The organism is Devosia soli (assembly GCF_000970455.1).
Lineage (GTDB): Bacteria > Pseudomonadota > Alphaproteobacteria > Rhizobiales > Devosiaceae > Devosia > Devosia soli.
Genome location: NZ_LAJG01000042.1, coordinates 99,765 through 116,145 on the forward strand (window position 1 = coordinate 99,765; position 16,381 = coordinate 116,145).

The 16,381-nt window shown below is 56.4% G+C and carries 18 protein-coding genes and 1 tRNA gene; 12 read left to right on the plus strand and 7 right to left on the minus strand.

Features of this window, described 5'->3' with window-relative positions:
• Nucleotides 1-114: 114 nt before the first annotated feature.
• Together VW35_RS21670 and VW35_RS16965 are read right to left on the minus strand one after the other, a co-directional pair.
• Nucleotides 115-693: a hypothetical protein gene (locus tag VW35_RS21670; protein WP_161796937.1), complete on the minus strand. Its 579-nt coding sequence runs from the start codon at nt 691-693 to the stop codon at nt 115-117.
• A complete protein-coding gene (locus VW35_RS16965) occupies nt 614-1,177 on the minus strand; it encodes a Crp/Fnr family transcriptional regulator (RefSeq protein WP_161796938.1) in 564 nt (187 codons plus the stop codon). Before VW35_RS16965 ends, VW35_RS21670 begins: the two co-directional genes overlap by 80 nt.
• Before the next feature lie 590 nt (nt 1,178-1,767).
• Between VW35_RS16965 and VW35_RS16970 the strand changes: the two genes are divergently transcribed.
• The 5 genes from VW35_RS16970 to VW35_RS16990 all read left to right on the plus strand — a co-directional run bounded on the left by VW35_RS16970 (nt 1,768) and on the right by VW35_RS16990 (nt 5,557).
• Nucleotides 1,768-1,844, plus strand: a tRNA-Met gene (locus tag VW35_RS16970).
• 188 nt (nt 1,845-2,032) lie between these two features.
• On the plus strand, nt 2,033-3,292 hold the full coding sequence (locus VW35_RS16975) for a tyrosine-type recombinase/integrase (protein WP_046144535.1): 1,260 nt from the start codon (nt 2,033-2,035) through the stop codon (nt 3,290-3,292).
• Between the two features lie 72 nt (nt 3,293-3,364).
• Entirely contained in the window at nt 3,365-3,811 is a 447-nt protein-coding gene (locus VW35_RS16980) for a hypothetical protein (RefSeq protein ID WP_046144282.1), read from the plus strand.
• A 35-nt stretch (nt 3,812-3,846) separates the two neighbouring features.
• Entirely contained in the window at nt 3,847-4,218 is a 372-nt protein-coding gene (locus VW35_RS16985; protein ID WP_046144283.1) for a hypothetical protein, read from the plus strand.
• Between the two features lie 256 nt (nt 4,219-4,474).
• Nucleotides 4,475-5,557 carry a MerR family transcriptional regulator gene (locus VW35_RS16990; RefSeq protein ID WP_046144284.1) on the plus strand — a complete coding sequence of 361 codons (1,083 nt, stop codon included), beginning with the start codon at nt 4,475-4,477 and terminating at the stop codon, nt 5,555-5,557.
• 35 nt (nt 5,558-5,592) lie between these two features.
• Here the strand turns inward: VW35_RS16990 and VW35_RS20755 are convergent, their stop codons facing one another.
• The 3 genes from VW35_RS20755 to VW35_RS21680 all read right to left on the minus strand — a co-directional run bounded on the left by VW35_RS20755 (nt 5,593) and on the right by VW35_RS21680 (nt 7,474).
• Nucleotides 5,593-6,273 carry a GrpB family protein gene (locus VW35_RS20755; protein ID WP_052951820.1) on the minus strand — a complete coding sequence of 227 codons (681 nt, stop codon included), beginning with the start codon at nt 6,271-6,273 and terminating at the stop codon, nt 5,593-5,595.
• 110 nt (nt 6,274-6,383) lie between these two features.
• A complete protein-coding gene (locus VW35_RS21675) occupies nt 6,384-6,989 on the minus strand; it encodes a nucleoside/nucleotide kinase family protein (RefSeq protein WP_046144285.1) in 606 nt (201 codons plus the stop codon).
• A 314-nt stretch (nt 6,990-7,303) separates the two neighbouring features.
• A complete protein-coding gene (locus tag VW35_RS21680; RefSeq protein ID WP_161796939.1) occupies nt 7,304-7,474 on the minus strand; it encodes a hypothetical protein in 171 nt (56 codons plus the stop codon).
• Between the two features lie 47 nt (nt 7,475-7,521).
• On the opposite strand from VW35_RS21680, the gene VW35_RS21105 reads away from it, so the two are divergent.
• Nucleotides 7,522-7,752 carry a helix-turn-helix domain-containing protein gene (locus VW35_RS21105; RefSeq protein WP_046870478.1) on the plus strand — a complete coding sequence of 77 codons (231 nt, stop codon included), beginning with the start codon at nt 7,522-7,524 and terminating at the stop codon, nt 7,750-7,752.
• Here VW35_RS21105 and VW35_RS17005 read toward each other — a convergent pair.
• Nucleotides 7,729-8,145, minus strand: coding sequence for a DUF6626 family protein (locus tag VW35_RS17005; RefSeq protein WP_046144286.1), 417 nt, complete (start codon nt 8,143-8,145; stop codon nt 7,729-7,731). The genes VW35_RS21105 and VW35_RS17005 overlap by 24 nt on opposite strands.
• A 142-nt stretch (nt 8,146-8,287) precedes the next feature.
• On the opposite strand from VW35_RS17005, the gene VW35_RS17010 reads away from it, so the two are divergent.
• The 3 genes from VW35_RS17010 (at nt 8,288) to VW35_RS17025 (ending at nt 12,309) form a co-directional block, all read left to right on the plus strand.
• A complete protein-coding gene (locus VW35_RS17010; protein ID WP_152662644.1) occupies nt 8,288-8,737 on the plus strand; it encodes a hypothetical protein in 450 nt (149 codons plus the stop codon).
• Between the two features lie 511 nt (nt 8,738-9,248).
• Nucleotides 9,249-11,006, plus strand: a complete 1,758-nt coding sequence (locus VW35_RS17020) for a hypothetical protein (protein ID WP_046144289.1) — start codon at nt 9,249-9,251, stop codon at nt 11,004-11,006.
• Between the two features lie 64 nt (nt 11,007-11,070).
• Entirely contained in the window at nt 11,071-12,309 is a 1,239-nt protein-coding gene (locus VW35_RS17025; protein ID WP_046144290.1) for a hypothetical protein, read from the plus strand.
• A 61-nt stretch (nt 12,310-12,370) separates the two neighbouring features.
• Here VW35_RS17025 and VW35_RS17030 read toward each other — a convergent pair whose 3' ends face one another.
• Entirely contained in the window at nt 12,371-12,916 is a 546-nt protein-coding gene (locus VW35_RS17030) for a recombinase family protein (RefSeq protein ID WP_046144537.1), read from the minus strand.
• Between the two features lie 307 nt (nt 12,917-13,223).
• On the opposite strand from VW35_RS17030, the gene VW35_RS21110 reads away from it, so the two are divergent.
• The 3 genes from VW35_RS21110 to VW35_RS17045 are packed head-to-tail and all read left to right on the plus strand — an operon-like array spanning nt 13,224 to nt 16,370.
• Nucleotides 13,224-14,267 (plus strand): PP2C family protein-serine/threonine phosphatase, encoded by a 1,044-nt coding sequence (locus VW35_RS21110; RefSeq protein ID WP_083982961.1) that lies wholly within the window; start codon nt 13,224-13,226, stop codon nt 14,265-14,267.
• A 34-nt stretch (nt 14,268-14,301) separates the two neighbouring features.
• On the plus strand, nt 14,302-15,303 hold the full coding sequence (locus VW35_RS17040) for a serine/threonine-protein kinase (RefSeq protein WP_052951822.1): 1,002 nt from the start codon (nt 14,302-14,304) through the stop codon (nt 15,301-15,303).
• On the plus strand, nt 15,300-16,370 hold the full coding sequence (locus VW35_RS17045) for a serine/threonine-protein kinase (RefSeq protein ID WP_046144292.1): 1,071 nt from the start codon (nt 15,300-15,302) through the stop codon (nt 16,368-16,370). Before VW35_RS17040 ends, VW35_RS17045 begins: the two co-directional genes overlap by 4 nt.
• Nucleotides 16,371-16,381 lie beyond the last annotated feature (11 nt).

Genomic DNA, 16,381 nt, shown 5'->3' on the forward strand with positions numbered 1-16,381 from the left:
CGAATGCCGGGGCCAGTTGCGTCATGCCTGCGCAGGCGGCGATAGACAGGAGTAACCGACCTGCACCAAGGTCCAATGGCTGAAAGCCCAACCCGTGGCATCGCCTAACTTTGGTTAATGCGGCAGCTGCCGGATGCAGATCTCGGCATCGCGAGACGGATCGATCCAGGCGCTCGCTCGTTGGCGCCTGAGGGTCGAATGATGCAGCCGTTTCAGAACGGGTGGGCGAGCATGGATTTCCAAAGCAAGCGCATTCTTGTCGTCGAAGACGATCTCCCGCTCGCCCAGGCGCTGTGCGCGGCTCTCGAACAGTGCCGCGCCACGGTTCTGGGTCCTGCGCCCACGCCCTTTTATGCCGCTCGCCTTCTGACCCATCGGCCGGTCGATGGCGCCATTTTGGACGTGATCCTCCATCGCGAGCGGGTATACGACCTTGCAGACGAACTCTCGCGTCGTGGCGTGCCTCTGGTTTTTGTCACCGATCTCGATCAGAACGACATGCCCGATCGATTCCGGTCGTCCGCCTGTCTCCAGAAACCCTATAGCACCCGGGACGTACTCCGGGCGATGGAGCGGCTCGTTTTCCCATCGGCGTCTGCCGGGTCCCGGGCCATCAAGCCTGGCGGGAACCCAGCACTCCCAACGATGACGCAACTGCTGCTTGATGCGATCGCCCGGAATGCGCCTGATCATCGGGCGCCAGATAGGCCGAACTGAAGCTGCCGATCGCTGCAAGGCGCTCGGGCTCGATAATGCTTAGCCGCTTGCCGCGTGTCTCGATCACTTGCAGGCGGCGCAACGCCTGGAATGTGCGATTGACGTGAACGCTCGACAAACAGAGATATTCCCCGATCCGTGCCTGGCTAAGCGGCAGGTCGAATGTCGGGTTCACAGGATCCAGCCGGAATTGCAGTTCCAGCAACCAGCGCGACAACCGCTCGATAGCGCTCAGCGAGCCGATGGTGATGAGATGCTCCTCGACGATGGCATGGTCGGTTTCCATTGCCGCGAGCACTGCGGAAATCACGCTGTGGCACGCATGGCCAGCACTCAGGAACGTTTCGATCGACAGCGTCCAGACGGCGACGGGGCTGAGCGCAGTCAGCGGCAGCCGCGCGACGCGTCCAGTCAGGAATGCGAAGTCACAGACGTCTCCAGGCAAAAGCAGCGACACCATCTGGCGCGACCGGTTCGGCAACTCGCGATAGTGTCCCGCCCATCCTGCTGAAAGGATCGAGATGCCTTCTTTCGGCTCGATCGCATCGCCAGTGCCAAAGTCACTTCGGCTCCAACGGAGGGATGCAAGACTCTCGATGGCTCTGGCATCAAGCCGGCTCAAGGCGCCCGCACGCGGAAGGAAGTCGAGTGTCTGGCCATGCGTCTGCACAATTGTTCCGTCCTGCGGTGCTAGATCGAAAGTGCCGCGGAACATCCGCGGCAGAAAGGAGCGGCGTCAACATAGGTACCACTGGGCAGAAGGCAGCAAAGAAGACGGCCAGAGGGCCGAGGAGGCTGTGCTTCTGGGTTCTCTCAAGCCAACCAGAACGCCCGGTCACCGTTCCGGTTTCGCCACGATCTTAACCTGCGTTGGTTTCGAGCGTTCTTTTCGGAGCACGCTACACCCACCAGCCGGAACGAATTTGCTGGCCGGGGACCATCCTCACCTCCTCTCCACCATGAATGCCTGACCATTCCCGCCAACCGCTTGACAGCACATGCGCCCCCGTCTAGTACGACGCCCATAGCGCGACTTCGGTCAAGCCGAGTGGCGGAGTAGCTCAGTTGGTTAGAGCAGCGGAATCATAATCCGTGTGTCGGGGGTTCAAATCCCTCCTCCGCTACCAAAAACTTCTAAAAAATCAGCAACTTATGTTCTGGTCGCAAGCTGCGGCGCGCGGGTTTAGTGTTAGCACAGTCTAGCACAGCGACTGAGCACACCCCTTGGAATCATTGGCAAATCTTTTGAGCCCACCGGGCTCGGTAGCACATTTTCAACACAGCCCAGCTACCTCCATAATCGGAGGTGCGCGCTATGCTTGATCGTTCAGATCTGCCCTATTCGATCTTCCAAAAAGACGGCACCCGCAATCTTTGGGTGCGATTTTCGATCAAGGGCGAGGGGCAGGTGCGCAAATCGCTGGGCACCAGTGATCCGCAAATTGCACAGCAGAAGGCGCATGCGGTTTGGTATGAGGCCAACTATCGCGCACGCAATGGGTTGAAGTCACAAACCACCTCATTTGCCGAGGCGGCTGAGGATTTTATTGCCATGGTGGAGCGCGACGTCGAACGTGGCGATCGGCCAGCTTATCACTCCCGCGATATTCCTCCTGTTGTGCGCCGCTACTTCATAGCGTTCTTCGGCAAAAAGGACATAGACGCGATAACGGAACGCGACATCACGCGCTATTTGGAATGGCGCAAGGATTACTGGCTGACTGGGCCGGGTAAAGAAGTCACCGAAATCCGTTACATACGGAATGGTCGTTCAATTCGGCGCCCGGTTGGTGAGAAGCGGGTGCCGACGGTCAGCCGCCAACGAGGAGAAATGGTGGTCCTTCGCCAGTTGTTCAGGCACGCCGTCAGAGCTGGCAATTTGAACCACGCCCAGATACCTCCGATAGGGGTTCCTCGCGCAGGCGCTCCCACTAACCGGCCCAGTTTCTCGCCGGCAGAGTTTCAAAAGCTACTGAAATTCAGCCTCAGTTGGTCGACAAACATGTCTTTGCCAGAAGACAAAAGATGGACCCGCTTAGTCCTGCACGCTCAAATCCTCCTAGCGGCTTTTAGCGGCATGCGTCCAACCGAGATGAAAAACCTAAACTGGGGCGATGTTCTGGGATACAGGGCTGGTAGGAAGCTACCTGTGGGTGAGCGGGATATAACCATTCGGGTGAGGGGCAAGGGGAAAAGTCGGGAGTTTGTACCGCTAGAGGCAGCTATACCTGCCTTGGACATGCTCTGGGATTTTTGGGTTCGCTATCAGAAAGGTGAACCGAAAGACACGCATCCCGTGTTGGCAACTAGAGACGGAAAACGACTGGGCTCTACAGTCAAAATCTTCAATGAGATGCTCAAATTTACGAAGCTGGAGACGGATTACCGGGGCGTGAAGCGCACCATGTATTCCTTCCGGCACTTCTATATCAGTCAGCAGCTGGCACATGGGGTCGATGTATTCGCGCTAGCCCGAAATACCGGCACCAGTTCTGAGATGATCGACAAATTCTATGGTCAGGTGTCAAACGCGCGGATGAAGAAACATCTGAGACCGGAGTGGGCCGACAGCTAATCTCTGGTCGCTCTTTCAGCAGTTGTGGCGCTACGCATGTGGAAAGTAATTCACATGGAGACACCAGAGCACATGAGCATCCTTAAGACCCTTAAGCTAACCAGGGCCCAGCCGGTTCGCACCAGCAATGATCCGGTGGATCGCGCACGCAATAAGGTGATCGCCGCTCTGGCTGAACAGAAGGCCATGGCCGAAGCCAAGCTTGCAGGACAGAACTATGCGCAGACCCATATGGTCTGGCGCAAAAACGAGGCAGGTCAGCGGGTCCGGGTCGAAACCCTGAAGCGTCTTCGCGCGGGCTGGTTCGTTGATGCCAGTGGCCAGACCTTCTTCGGTCTACGCTATGCCGGAAAGCCCATCGAGTTCGCCAAGGACAAAAATGCTATCGCCGTTGGCGAGCTCATTGCGCTTCCCGCGATCCTTGACAAGTTGACCGAGGCTGTTCGTGCTGGTGAACTAGACACACAGCTTGCGGCTGCTGCTGCCGAACGCGGACACATGCTGCGCAAGGCCGGTTGATCCCGACCATCACAAAATGCCTTCAGCTGCCGGGAATGGCCATTGTGTTGTTCCCGGCAATTCTGTCTTTGACCACTCCTGTCGATGCTGGCGATGCACAGGGACAACGAGACTGCGCCAATCTCCGGGCGACGGTCCTGCAACTGGTCGGTGATTGGTCCAAAACCATGTTGTTCGCCAGCCGCGACATGGACCGCAACGGCTGGCTCGATGCCAATGTGGCGCACTCGGCGTTCAAGGACGTGCAGATCGCAGTGATGCATTTCGACTATGCCTATGAGGCAGTCCCGAAAACCCGCGATGCCTGCCGCGAGCTTGCTTTCCGTTTCGGAATGGACGTAGGCACCTATATAGACCATGTCCTCACTACGGGCAGCCGCCCAGCGACGGGCATAGCGGGGAGGTGACCCGAATGAAGCAGCAACGCTTGCCCCACAGCTGTCATCCCCGCCAGTGAGCGCCGTAGGGTTTCCGCGGAGCACCCAGCCAAATACGGCTAACACTGTTCGGCAGATCTCGACCCCATTTAAGCCGTTCGCTGCTCTGTCCTGCTACCCTAAAAGCTGACGCGGCGTCATTGACGACATTTTTCGCGCCGAAGTTAAAAGCCTCTTGAGCCGAACCTTAGGTCATACCTTACAAGGACCATGAAGGGAGCTTGAGATGGATGAGCATCGCTCAGAAGTTCGACTGACAGCGTCTGAATGCGCTCGTCGCATGGGTCTGAGCGTGCGGACCCTGCGCGTATACGAAAGGCATGGTCTGATCAGTCCGCAGCGCACGGGCAAGGACTGGCGCCTATATGGTGCCAATGAGGTAGCGCGGCTAAACGAGGTGCTGGCTCTAAAGGCCCTTGGCCTCAGTCTTTCCCGCATTGCCGACCTGCTGGATGGAAAATCAACGGACTTGGGCCGCACTCTTGCCGTCCAGCGTGAAGCGTTACAGGGCATATGTCAGCGGGCACAGCGTGGCCTCGCAATGATCGGCACACTGCAGGACAAGCTCGCCGGCGGAGCCTCCCTCACGATCACCGACCTCACGAACCTGGCAAAGGAGAGCAGCATGGTTGAGCCGACCGACGACGCCGTGGCTTGGCGGCGATATGAACAAAACCGCCCTCGTACTGAGGTGTCCATCAATCCTTCAATTTATGAGGACTACTCTGGCTCCTATCAGCTTCAGGACGGCCCATACTATATCGTAAGTGCGAAAGACGGGCGGCTCTTCACCAGGGTGGTAGGTCAATCGGATATCGAGATTTTCCCTGAGAGCGAGACCGAGTTCTTCATGAAAGCGCTTCCCGTTCAGGTGACCTTCCATCGCGGTGATGACGGCCAAGTTAGCAGCCTGACCCACCACCAGAATGGCGCCGAAATCCGCGCGACTCGGGTGGATGCTCAGATCGCCAAAACGGCCGAAGAAGACCTTATGGCCCGTATCCGTAACAAGACACCTTTTCCCAACAGCGAGTCCATCATCCATCGGGTTGTTGCTGAGCACGTTCGAGGCCAACCGGACTATGACGGCATGGCGCCGCCTTTGGCAGCGCTAGCGAAGCAACAAAGCGAGCAAGTTCGAGCCGAACTGGATCGTGCAGGCGATGTCAATGAAATCGCCTACAAAGGGGTCTCACAGGCTGGCTGGGACGTGTACGAGGTTCGGTTTGCAAACTTCAACATGGAGTGGAGCTTCTTCTTGGGGGCCGATGGTAAGCTCCATGGGCTCTTTTTTCGCCCTACGCCGTAGCACTACGCGAATATCCTTGAGAGCTGGGGTGGTCGTTATCGCCTGCGTAGCGCCAAAAGCTGCCGGTCTGTTCCCCACCCCGAGGGCGTCGGTCCGTGATCGACTACTTTGCGGCCATACGTCGATCTGTCGTGTGTGTCACGGAAGCCGCCGCCTGTAATCAAGTCCTGAGGCGCTTGCCGTCTCCGCCACGATTGGTCGCGAAGTAAGGCTTTTGCTTCGTCAATGAACGCTCGCTTCAACTCGTTGTACTGAACTCGACCCGTTGGAGCCGACGCAATCGCTGCCTCCTTAGCAGCTACGTACCTTTCGCGAAGATGTTCGTCCTGCCTCAGAGCGTCCCGCAGTTGCAGGTTTGAGCTCCATGATGGTCCCTCAAACTGTACGATATGAAGCAGGTGCGTCCGTTCGCTCTTGTCTCTTCCCTTGCCGAAAACAAAGTGACCAGGGACGCCGGCATGCTCTGCATAGTCGTATCCCAAACTTTCCAGTGGCCCAAAGCACTCCTTCCAGAGTTCCAGGGGCTCAACACCAACCAGGATGTCGAGTATCGGCTTTGCTCTCATACCCTCGACGGCCGTCGATCCGTAATGCTCGACACCTTTGGCGAGCTTGCCAAGCGCAGCTTTGATCCGGCGGCTCTCGGCTTCAAATTCAAGCTTCCAACACGTTTGGTAGTCAACCAGATAGTTCACACCGTGTTTCAGTCCAAGCATTTGTCCCCGCCCACTCTTTCGCCACCTTCGCCGAAATGCGACCGACACCGAACTACCCAAAACTGCGGCAGCCGATCCTATGCTCGCCATGCGCGAGTTTTGGAACGCTTCTAGGAAGCGGCCATTTCCAAATACCCACGCCCTTTGACGATATGGTCCGCGCGGTCTTTTGGGTTGCTGCCTAGATATAAATCGACGCAAGGCATGAAGAGATGCCGCCATTCGCCGGCCCAGTCGCCAACACCACGTTCCAAGCTTGCTTTCAGCGTACTTCTGGCGTCACTTTCTACCCAGAATGATGTGTCGTAGAGGGGCTTTAGATTAGGGTGTAGTGATGACACTCCCTCGATAATCACCGGTTGAGCCAAGGTGATATGTCGGGCCTCCTCCGCGACGCGCCCGGTGCCCCAATCATATGGGAAATATGAACAGCTTCCGTCACGGTGCAGAGTTTTCACTGTGTTCAGAAAATCGTCATAGCGGATGTACGGAAACGGAAAGCTTGGCTTTACCGATCCACGCCACTGTGCTTCCGGCTTTACGAAGTCATCCAAGTATACCGCTTGTGCTCCGATAGCCTCGATCATCCGGTCAGCGAGAGTACTTTTGCCGCTCACAGGTAGGCCATCGATGGCAATCAGGCGCGACCCCGCGGCCGCTCTTATCGCTTCAGTCGCGTCAAGTACTCGGACACTATGCCTGGCTTGCAATGCCATAACGCGCTCCTCGCCAATGTCTGCAAGCGCGGAGGTTTACACAAATCCTGCCAGTCCTCTATCCACCCCCATTCGGCCACCGCGCTATGCGCGTATGACACCCATAGAGCTATAGCCATCGGCTATAGCTCTATGGCCTTTGCCAAAGTGCACGGACGCGCAAAACTCCTTCCTTACGCATTGGTTCTGCTGATCCTTTTTCTGAAAAGCGGGTCTTTGATCTTTCCTTGGCTTCTCATCATTCTGGCTTTATCGCTGCATCGACACGGCGACGGAGATGCTGATTGCAGTCACGGATCCGCCAGGGGTACGAACTACTCGCGCATAATGTTTGGCGCTGGCGAGAAATACGCGGGATCGGCGCTGACATGCTGACGAAGGCCGTAGGTTGGCCTCTGGCGATGATCGAGGACATAGAGGCCGCCAAACAGTTCGACCGCGCCCTCAACGATATTGACCAGCTCTGTGACGCCTTGGCGGATCATCCATTTGAGCTATTCGTTCCGGAGAGGTAGCGCTGATGCGGCCTCGCATGAAACACCCTGAGACGCCGAGGCTGCTAGCTCGCAACGTCTGGCGGTATCGGGAACAGCGCAGAATGACGGCTCGCGCTTTGGCGGAATTCCTCGACTGGCCATTAGTGGAAATCGATAAGATCGAGAACGGCGACAAGTTCGATCTCAGCCTGGATGAGCTTGAGCGCCTTTCTCTAGCTCTTCACGTTGACCCTGCCGATCTTCTAAGAAGAAATTCGGCCCACTGATCCAATCGCCAGGATGCTGGCAAGTACACGCAGCCAAGCCATCGGTTTAGGCGCCTGTGGTGATTTGGCTGTAGGTTGCTCCCATGGCACTATTCCGTCCGGAATGGTCTGATCGGCTAGATGATAGTTCACCCATGCCACGGCTCGCCGCAGCTCAGAGCGAATTTGCGCATGGGAAGGGTCCGAACCAAGTTCGGCGATCTCGGCCATGAGCCTGTCGCCCAAACCCATTATGACCTCACCGGAAATTACCCGCTTCCTGGCGCGCATCGAGGTCAGATAGCTCGGAGATTTCCCCAGCAGCCGTTCGGAAAACTCGCCCTTGGACCGAATAATCCCAGCCTCGTGAAGCTGCTCGTAAATAACTTCTAGAAATTCGATACCCTGCGTCATTCTCGCTGACCCTCCCGCATAAATAGAACTTTAGCAGCAGGCCTGACACGGCTGCTGACAACCGTATTTAGCGGCGGGGAGCCGCAGGTGGGAGGTTTCGGCAATGGGCAAGTGGGAAGACGAGGCGGAGATATATCGTTTCATGCGGCAAGCTAAGATACGCGATCTCTACATGGCCTATGCGGACCAGTTCCCCGAGTATTTCCTGACCCTTGCCAGCAAGCACAACATGCCAACCTTTGAGTTCGTGCGGCTAGTGAGCGAGTTCCATCATCAGCTCGATCGCAAATTGTTGCGTCGTCCGCCGCACCTCAAGCCGCTGGATCAGCGCACCAATGGCATCATGTTCCTTGAGCAGATCAAGACCCATATCCATGGCCATGCCATGGTACGGTTCGCCGGAAGAGAAACGACGACCACCCTGCGCGAGCACTGTGCTGCGATCTGGACCAAGCTTTGTCCTGGCGGCACCATCGACCTGCAAGAGCAGAAAGACGAGCACTTGTCTGGCTATCTCACCAAAGAGATGGAAGCCTGGGGATATGACGACCTCCGGCAAGCCATCCTGTTTCGAGACCTCATCGGCGGGTGAAGCCGATCCCGTCCCGATGCGGTCAGCCTGTGCCACGCGCGGCTGATATTGCGGGGACCGGCATAGCAGTTTGACAGCGCGCGCTTCGAACTTCGGAGCCGCGCAATTGAATTGCTATGACAGACTGAAACAAACACTCGAACAGAACCACATGACCAAGACACCCAGACCTCAAACACACGAAGAAGACCAGGACCACAGACATGGGGTTAAATCCCATCTGGTTCTTCTAAGAAGAAAACAAGTTAACCATAATTTTACGCCAATGCATGCCGGTTCGAGTAACCGGCATTTTCGTCTTGACCAGCATTCCAAGGTGTGATTTCTGGCCCGCGTTATTGCGAAGAGCCGAACACCTGCTTGTCAGGTCCTTGTTCATCGCAATCACTTTGGTCGTGGGGTGAAAGACCCTGGCGTCGTAGGCCGCACGTACCACCAAGCACATCGCCGTGTGTTTGCCGGGTAACCCATAGTGGTCAACCCGAGTGATTGTCATGCAAGGAGTTTTCCTATGAGCACTTCGCTCGATACCAACCCCACGTCCGAAACCACCAATGCCGCTATCGCCACCGATGGCATGGTGTCCATCACCGAACAGGTGAAGGTCGAACCTTCCAACATCGCATCACCGGCGGTTTCCGACGCCAAAGCCATCACCCTCGTTGATGCCGATGGCATGCTCGAAGTTGAGAAGCGCAACCTGAGCGAACGCATCGCACCCCGGCGCTTGGAGGTCGGCGCCGACGCCACCAGAAGCGCCCTGCGTGGCGACAAACTGATGTTGCTGGGTGTGTCGTGGCTGGCATTAGCTTGGATCGCATTCCCCGGTTGGGAATGGGCCGAGGAGGTCAAGCGGCGGGACATCAATACCGGGGCGATCAAGAGCAAACACAAGCTTGCTTTCGCCACTGCCGCGACGTTCAACCTCGATCCGAGCCACTCAGACCCCGAAATTGCCAAGCAGCATGGGCAGCTAGTGGATCGTTTGTCACTTGCCGGTGAGGGGCTGGTGGCGTTAATCGAAAAGTTGCCTCTCGAGGAGCGGAACGCGATTACCTTCGACGACGAAGGGGCCGAGAAGGTTGTGCCGTATCTCAAAAAGGCAGGCGGGATCAACGCAGTCGCCGCCGCTACAAGAGCGGACAACAACAAGACCCCGGCGGAACGCAATCATCAGATCGCCCTCGATCCCGCAAAGGCCAATGAATATCTGGCAGAAGCCGGAAAACTGGCGCTGCTCGCTCAGGCGAAAGGCATTGGGGACAACGACGCGACTGTCACGCTGGCTCTCGCGATAAATGTCGGCGATGAAACAATCCATGTCGAGGCAGATGCCGGTTTGGCGGACACGGTTCTTGCGCAGGCACTGAAGGCGAAGGCTCCAGTTGATCCGGTCGTGGACACCATCGGTGAAATCCTCCAGGTTGGCAGGGTGATCGAGGAGGTGGAAACCGACAAGCCTAAAGACCACTTGGCAGATCCCAAGGCCGAAGACACAGAAATGCGAGATGCGTCCCGCCATGTCGTGTTCATGCCAGACGGCACCATGCGAGTGTCTGCGATCCTAAACCCCGATAGCCCGGTCGTACTGGTGCAGACCTCGCAGCCGGTGCTTCCGAAGTGGCCCACGATGCCATGCCATTTGCAGGCGCAGAGCCGCCGCATCATTGAGGCCAATATTATCAACCCGGATCGCCGCAAACTGTTCAAGATGCGGGTAGTGGAGCCCGGCAAGACCCTTGGGCATTGCCGCCTCGTGTTCGCCACGGAGGTTGCCGTTGAGCCTAGAAACGGCAAAGTCGAGTTGGGGGTTCTGGTCGAGCCGCTGCGGTCCAAGCAGGAAAACTACCCGCTGGACGTGCGCCACGGGGACTTCGCGCCCGATTGGGAATTTCCACTAGACCTGAGTGCCCGGCAGATCCTTATGAGCTTCGTTTCGGCTATCAAGACGCCTGGCGACAGGGCCGTCAGCATCAACATGAACGGTTCGGAGGCCGAGTTCGTGTTCGGTAAGACTTCTCAGACCGTGGACGCAGCCACCCCAACCAAAGGGAAGGTAAGCGTAATGGCGAGGCATTTGCGGCCGGCGCTGATGACCATCGCAACCCTGCCATTGGTCAAGGACAGCATGACCTTTGCCGCTGACCGCGACGGTGCGGTGAGGATTGCCTTTGGCACCGCGCGGGCCAATTACGCAGTCTTCCTTCCGGCGGTTATGGCCAATAAATCGCTCTCGAACCGCTATTTTACGCCGATCAAGGTGAAATGACCCCTGTGGCGGGCCTTCGCGGCCCGCCACGTTCCCCTTTCCCCCTCTTCTAAGAAGAACGGCTATGCCAAATATCTCGGCTAAACCCGAGCACGCCCTGTTTTTGCCTGCTCCTAACTCCAATTTCGTCAATGCCGTTATGAAGCCAGGCCAACGGCCATTGCCCGCCGGACTAACCATGGCGGACCTCAATTTCCTGCTCTCGACGAGCGGCTTGTTCACCTACGAGGCCGCGCTTTACAGTGCCGCCTTCGGTGTGGGGCAGTTGAACCCCACCATGATAACGACCCGCGACAGGTCAACGACGACCTTGGTGGTCGATAGCGGCGGCTATTCCCTTATCAGTGGCGGCATCACCACCCCCCTACCAACCTACCGCGTTCAGGTCCTGCAATGGCAGGAGCAGTTTGGCGATGTCGGGATAGCCGTGGACATTCCGACCCGAAGCCTCGACGTGCGAGGCAGCGGCTATACTCAGTTCTACCAGTGTTTGGACCAGACGGAGAAAAACACTCAATATGCCATCAGCAGCCGTAGCCGGTCCGATTTCATCCTGTGCAACGTTATGCAGGGCCGCAATCACGCAGAGGCACAGACCTGGTTCGAGCGGATGTCGCCATATCAGCGGCTGCTGGAGGGTATCGCCTTGGCTGGCGACACCAAACAGGACATGTGGTTCTGGAACAAGCGGCTGATCCAGATGCGCGATGCCGGGCTTTTGGACAACCTTCAATGGATACACGTCCTTGGCACGGCGCAGCCGGGGTTTGGGGTGATGCTGACGGGTTTGCAGAAGGCGCTACGGCGACACCTTAACCCGCATATCCGCATCAGCTACGACAGTGCGCGGCCATTTCGGAACGTGCAGGCTAACCACATCATCACGCGGGGCCTGCGCGAGATCGGCGGCGACATTGCATTCTGGCCCTATCAATTCTCCAAGAATTCGAGCGCCCTTGATCGTTCACAGCGGTTCCCGTTCTCCAGCCCCTTGGGTGATCTCTGCCCCTATGGGGATTTCAACCCCGGCAATCCCAACACCGTCGGCGGCTGGGACACGACCGGCCTCATGATGCTGTCGAACCACGAGGTCTATAAAGAGGTGCAGGCCATCGCCGAGGCCAATAGACTGGCCGAAGCAGAGGTGACTGTTGGCGGCGGCACGCCGTGGCATGTCGTGCGGTCATGGGAGGCGTTCGATCTGATCTGGGGCACCACCCAGTCGGATTTGCATCTCAGGAGCTATAAGAAGTTCCTTCAGCACTATGCGGGGGTGTCGAACAGCAAGGACGACGAGCGGTGATCGTCTTTTAAGAAGAAATGTGGGCGGCGGTCAGAGCAGTTCGACCGCTCCTTTTTCGCGTCTAGATGGGTATGCGGGAAATTGTACTGGCACTGACATTATAGCTCCGGGCGATTTCCCGCACGGCTTCCCCGGCCAGCTTGCGCTGACGTACCTCGTCCTGCTGATGCCGAGTGAGCGTGGGACGTCTGCCCAGGCTCTGCCCACGTGCCTTGGCGCGGGCGCGGCCCTCGCCAGTTCTAGCGCGGATCAGTTCGCGCTCGAACTCGGCCACCCCGCCCACGATGGTAACGGTCAGGCGACCATGCGGGGTGGTGGTATCGGCCCACCCTTCGGTGAGGGAGCGGAACATGGCTCCCCTCTGGGAGAGGCTGTCCAAGATGTTGAGCAGGTTTACGGTGGATCGTGCCAGCCGGTCCAGCCGCGTTACCAGCAGGGTATCTCCCTGGCTGACTAGGGCCAGCACCTTGGCCAATCCTTCCCGGTCCGACTTTGCCCCGCTGGCGGTTTCCGCGAAGACCTTTTCGGCTCCTGCGAAGGTCAGCGCCTCACGCTGCGCGTCGAGTGTCTGTCCATCAGTTGAAACGCGGGCATAGCCATAAATCATGCCATCGCTCTGCAACGATATTCTGCAACGCGCAAGCCGCTGAAAACCTTGGCCGGGAAATTCGTTGCACAAGTTGTAACTTTTGCACCGGCATCAACTTGTTCCTAATTAGAGTTAGTGTCCGCTCGGCACTTGCGATCGTTCCGAAGCGGGCCTTCGGCCCCAGTTGTGCAGCAGCGGGCGTTGCTATTGCGGCCGGCAAAATTTAGAACTGTGGATGGGCAAAGCCGGTCCAATCTGACGGGTTGATCCAACAATTTAACTATGTACGATTTCCCATGCGGGTATCATCTTAGAACGCGAGCTCATGCTGCAAGATACAATCCAGAGCTGGCTTGCTAGGCCTATGCCTGACAGAACCGTGAATGCCTCCACAGGCTTGCCAGTTGTGTTGTCTACGGATCTCGGTCTCGAACGAAAAGAGAATCAGGATCGCACAGCAGCTTTCAGGATCACGTCTAAGTCCTCGGCTGGAAGACCATTAGTAGCCGTAATCGTTGTGGATGGTATGGGCGGCATGCGGGAGGGTAGGCTATGTGCTGTACTAGCTGCATCAGCTTTTTTTCACGCGCTAACGGTTCATCGCGGCCAGGATTTGGAAGCTCGAGTAGCTTCCTCCGTTTCCTACGCCAACGACGCCGTTTTTCGCTTTCAGTCTGGGAATGGCGGAGCCACGATTGCCGCCGTAGTTGTCGATCACACCAGGCAGCCGGTTGTGGTCCATGTAGGAGATAGTAGAGCGTATTCCATAAGCGGTATGCGAACGCTTCATCGCTTAACAACCGATGATTCCCTTGCGGAAGCAGTCGGTGGTCATGGGCGTGAGTTACTGCAATTTGTCGGAATGGGGCCAGGAATACGACCCCATATAAAGCAAATTGACCCTGACCAAAGTAGAATATTGCTCACAACCGACGGCATCCATTTTGTAGAGCCGAACGTGTTTGAGCAAGTCGTTGTGAACTCGACAGATCTCAGAGCTGTTGTGGATCGACTGACTGCGCTTGCACGGTGGTGTGGGGGGCCGGACAACGCTTCGATCGCAGCAATCGATATCGAAGCTCTCTCCGCCACGCTTTTCTCCGATGGCGAAGGCTTGCAGATTTGGGACGCAGTCAATGGACTGCAGCTAATGTGGCTCGATACCGAAGATCGCCGCAATATTGTTCCCGCAGTTGCTGTTCAGTCTGATATTGGAAAAGTCGAAGAGCGAGCAAAGCCCAAGGCTAAAAATAAAACCCGGTCCCGAACAAGAGCTAAGCCGAAATCTCAAAACGATGTGCAGCTTGAGATCGAGATTGAGCAGGCGCAGGAACCTAGCGATTTAACTGATGACGACGATAGCAAATAGGTATTCGCCAATTAGTTCAACAGCACCGGGGGGCATGGGGGAGATCATCGAATGCACGGACATCCACCTCGAGCGTCAGGTTATCATCAAGCGCCTTCAGCCCGGCGTTGAACAGCGCCGGATTGTTGATGAACAAAAGGCACTTGCTGCACTACGCTCAAAGCATGTCGTCCAGCTTTTCGATATCATCGAGCTAACGGATCGGGGGCCAAAAGAGCTTGGTCTGGTTCTCGAAAAGATTAATGGGAAGCCGATTACCCCAGGAGCATATAAGGCCGATAAAGCTTCGCTGGCCGTGCTTTGGCAAATTGCCTGTGGACTTGCAGATATCCACGCCAGGGGCATCGTCCACCGTGATGTGAAACCAGGTAACATTCTGATCGACGGGGAGGGTGTCGTTAAGATTATTGACTTCGGACTAGCGAGGTCGATGGGAATGGATGCCAAAACTCACAGCGTTATCGGTACCCCGTTATTTATGGCGCCGGAGCTTTGGCAAGGGGGTGCGATATCGTTCGATGAGAAAATTGACGTTTATGCCTTCGGTGTTACGGCATTAGCCCTGGTTGATACTACCCCGCCCACCGAATTAATAGCACGGCCTCCACTTCCGGTAGGTGGCGCCACTCTTTCCAAGAGCTTTGCAGGCTATCCAGCCCCACTAATCAACCTTTTGACCAGTTGCTTCGCCTCGGACGCAGCTAAGAGGCCCAAAATGAGCGTCGTCGCTGATGCCATTTCGCGGCATCTCCTTAAGGACCAACACCGTGCAACGGTGGTCTTGAACGGAACACCGAACTTTCTAAATTCTAAGAACCGCGCGATCAAATTGAATGCCGCAGGCGTGGGTAGCCTCGCGATCGAATACGATGGTCTCGACTTTAGGGTTACAGCTGTTTCTGGAAACGTTTTCCTGAACAACACTAGTATCGTTACAGGCAATGTCCTACCCGGCTGCTGTGTTATTACCTTTGGAGTTGACCGCAATCGGCGGTTTGTGACTTTTGACGTATCAAGTCCCGAGGTGATGCCATGAAGGCTGGCGACGTAGTTTCGGATCGCTATGTGGTTCAGTCGCATTTTGCCAGCGGCGGCATGCAGGACGTTTATCTTGCTACAGATAAGCTACTCAACACCAACGTGGCTCTAAAAACTCCGCAGGCGGGCCAGGCTGATAAACGTTTTGCGCGCAGTGCAAAATTCGCAGCTCGCGTTAATCACCACAACGTGGCGAAAACACTGGACTACGTGGAAGAAGGCAATCAACGTTTTCTCATTGAAGAGTTTGTCGTCGGTGAAAATCTCGAATTGAAGCTCAGCCGCTTCGGCGCACTTGACCCCCACTTAGGTGCTCGCGTTCTACACCATTTGGCAAAAGGGATTGCCGCCTCGCACCACGCAGGTGTCGTGCATCGCGACTTGAAGCCTAGTAATGTGATCGCGGAGGATGGTGTAAATCTTCATGAGTTGAAGATCACCGATTTCGGAATTGCGACGCTCACTGAGGAAGTCTTCGATGAAGCGGCTAAAGATGGAGACCTTACTCGTTCCACGTCTGGCACGATCCGCGGCGCCTTACCCTACATGGCACCGGAAATGATGTTTCGGAAACCAGGTGATCATCCGGACAAGCCATCCGACATATGGTCGCTTGGCGCGATGATGTTTAGGATCTTGTCTGGGGAGTATCCCTTTGGGGTCTATCTGGATGCCGCAGTAAATGTGAAAAACAAAACTCGTGCTGCTTGGCCGGCTTTCATGACGTCAAACTCGCAGTACAAGCCCTTGTCTTTGGAGCTTCAGGCTGTGGTTGAGCAGTGTCTGAACTACGACCCGGCATCCCGACCCACGGCAGACCAGATAGTAAAGCTCTGTGGGGAACTATGTTACATTAACGTCGAGCGTCATGTCGGCACAATCGACCACTTCATTCAGAATGGCTATAGCGGCTTTGCTACCGGCGACAGTGGCACGGTATTCTTTAGCATGGAAAGCGCTTACGGTCCGCGTCGTCCAGACGCCGGAAGAAACGGCAAAATAGTCTACAGTAAGTTCCCCGGTACTCCGCGCGATCGTGGACATCCCATCGTCGTGGTTGATTGAACCAGTCACGA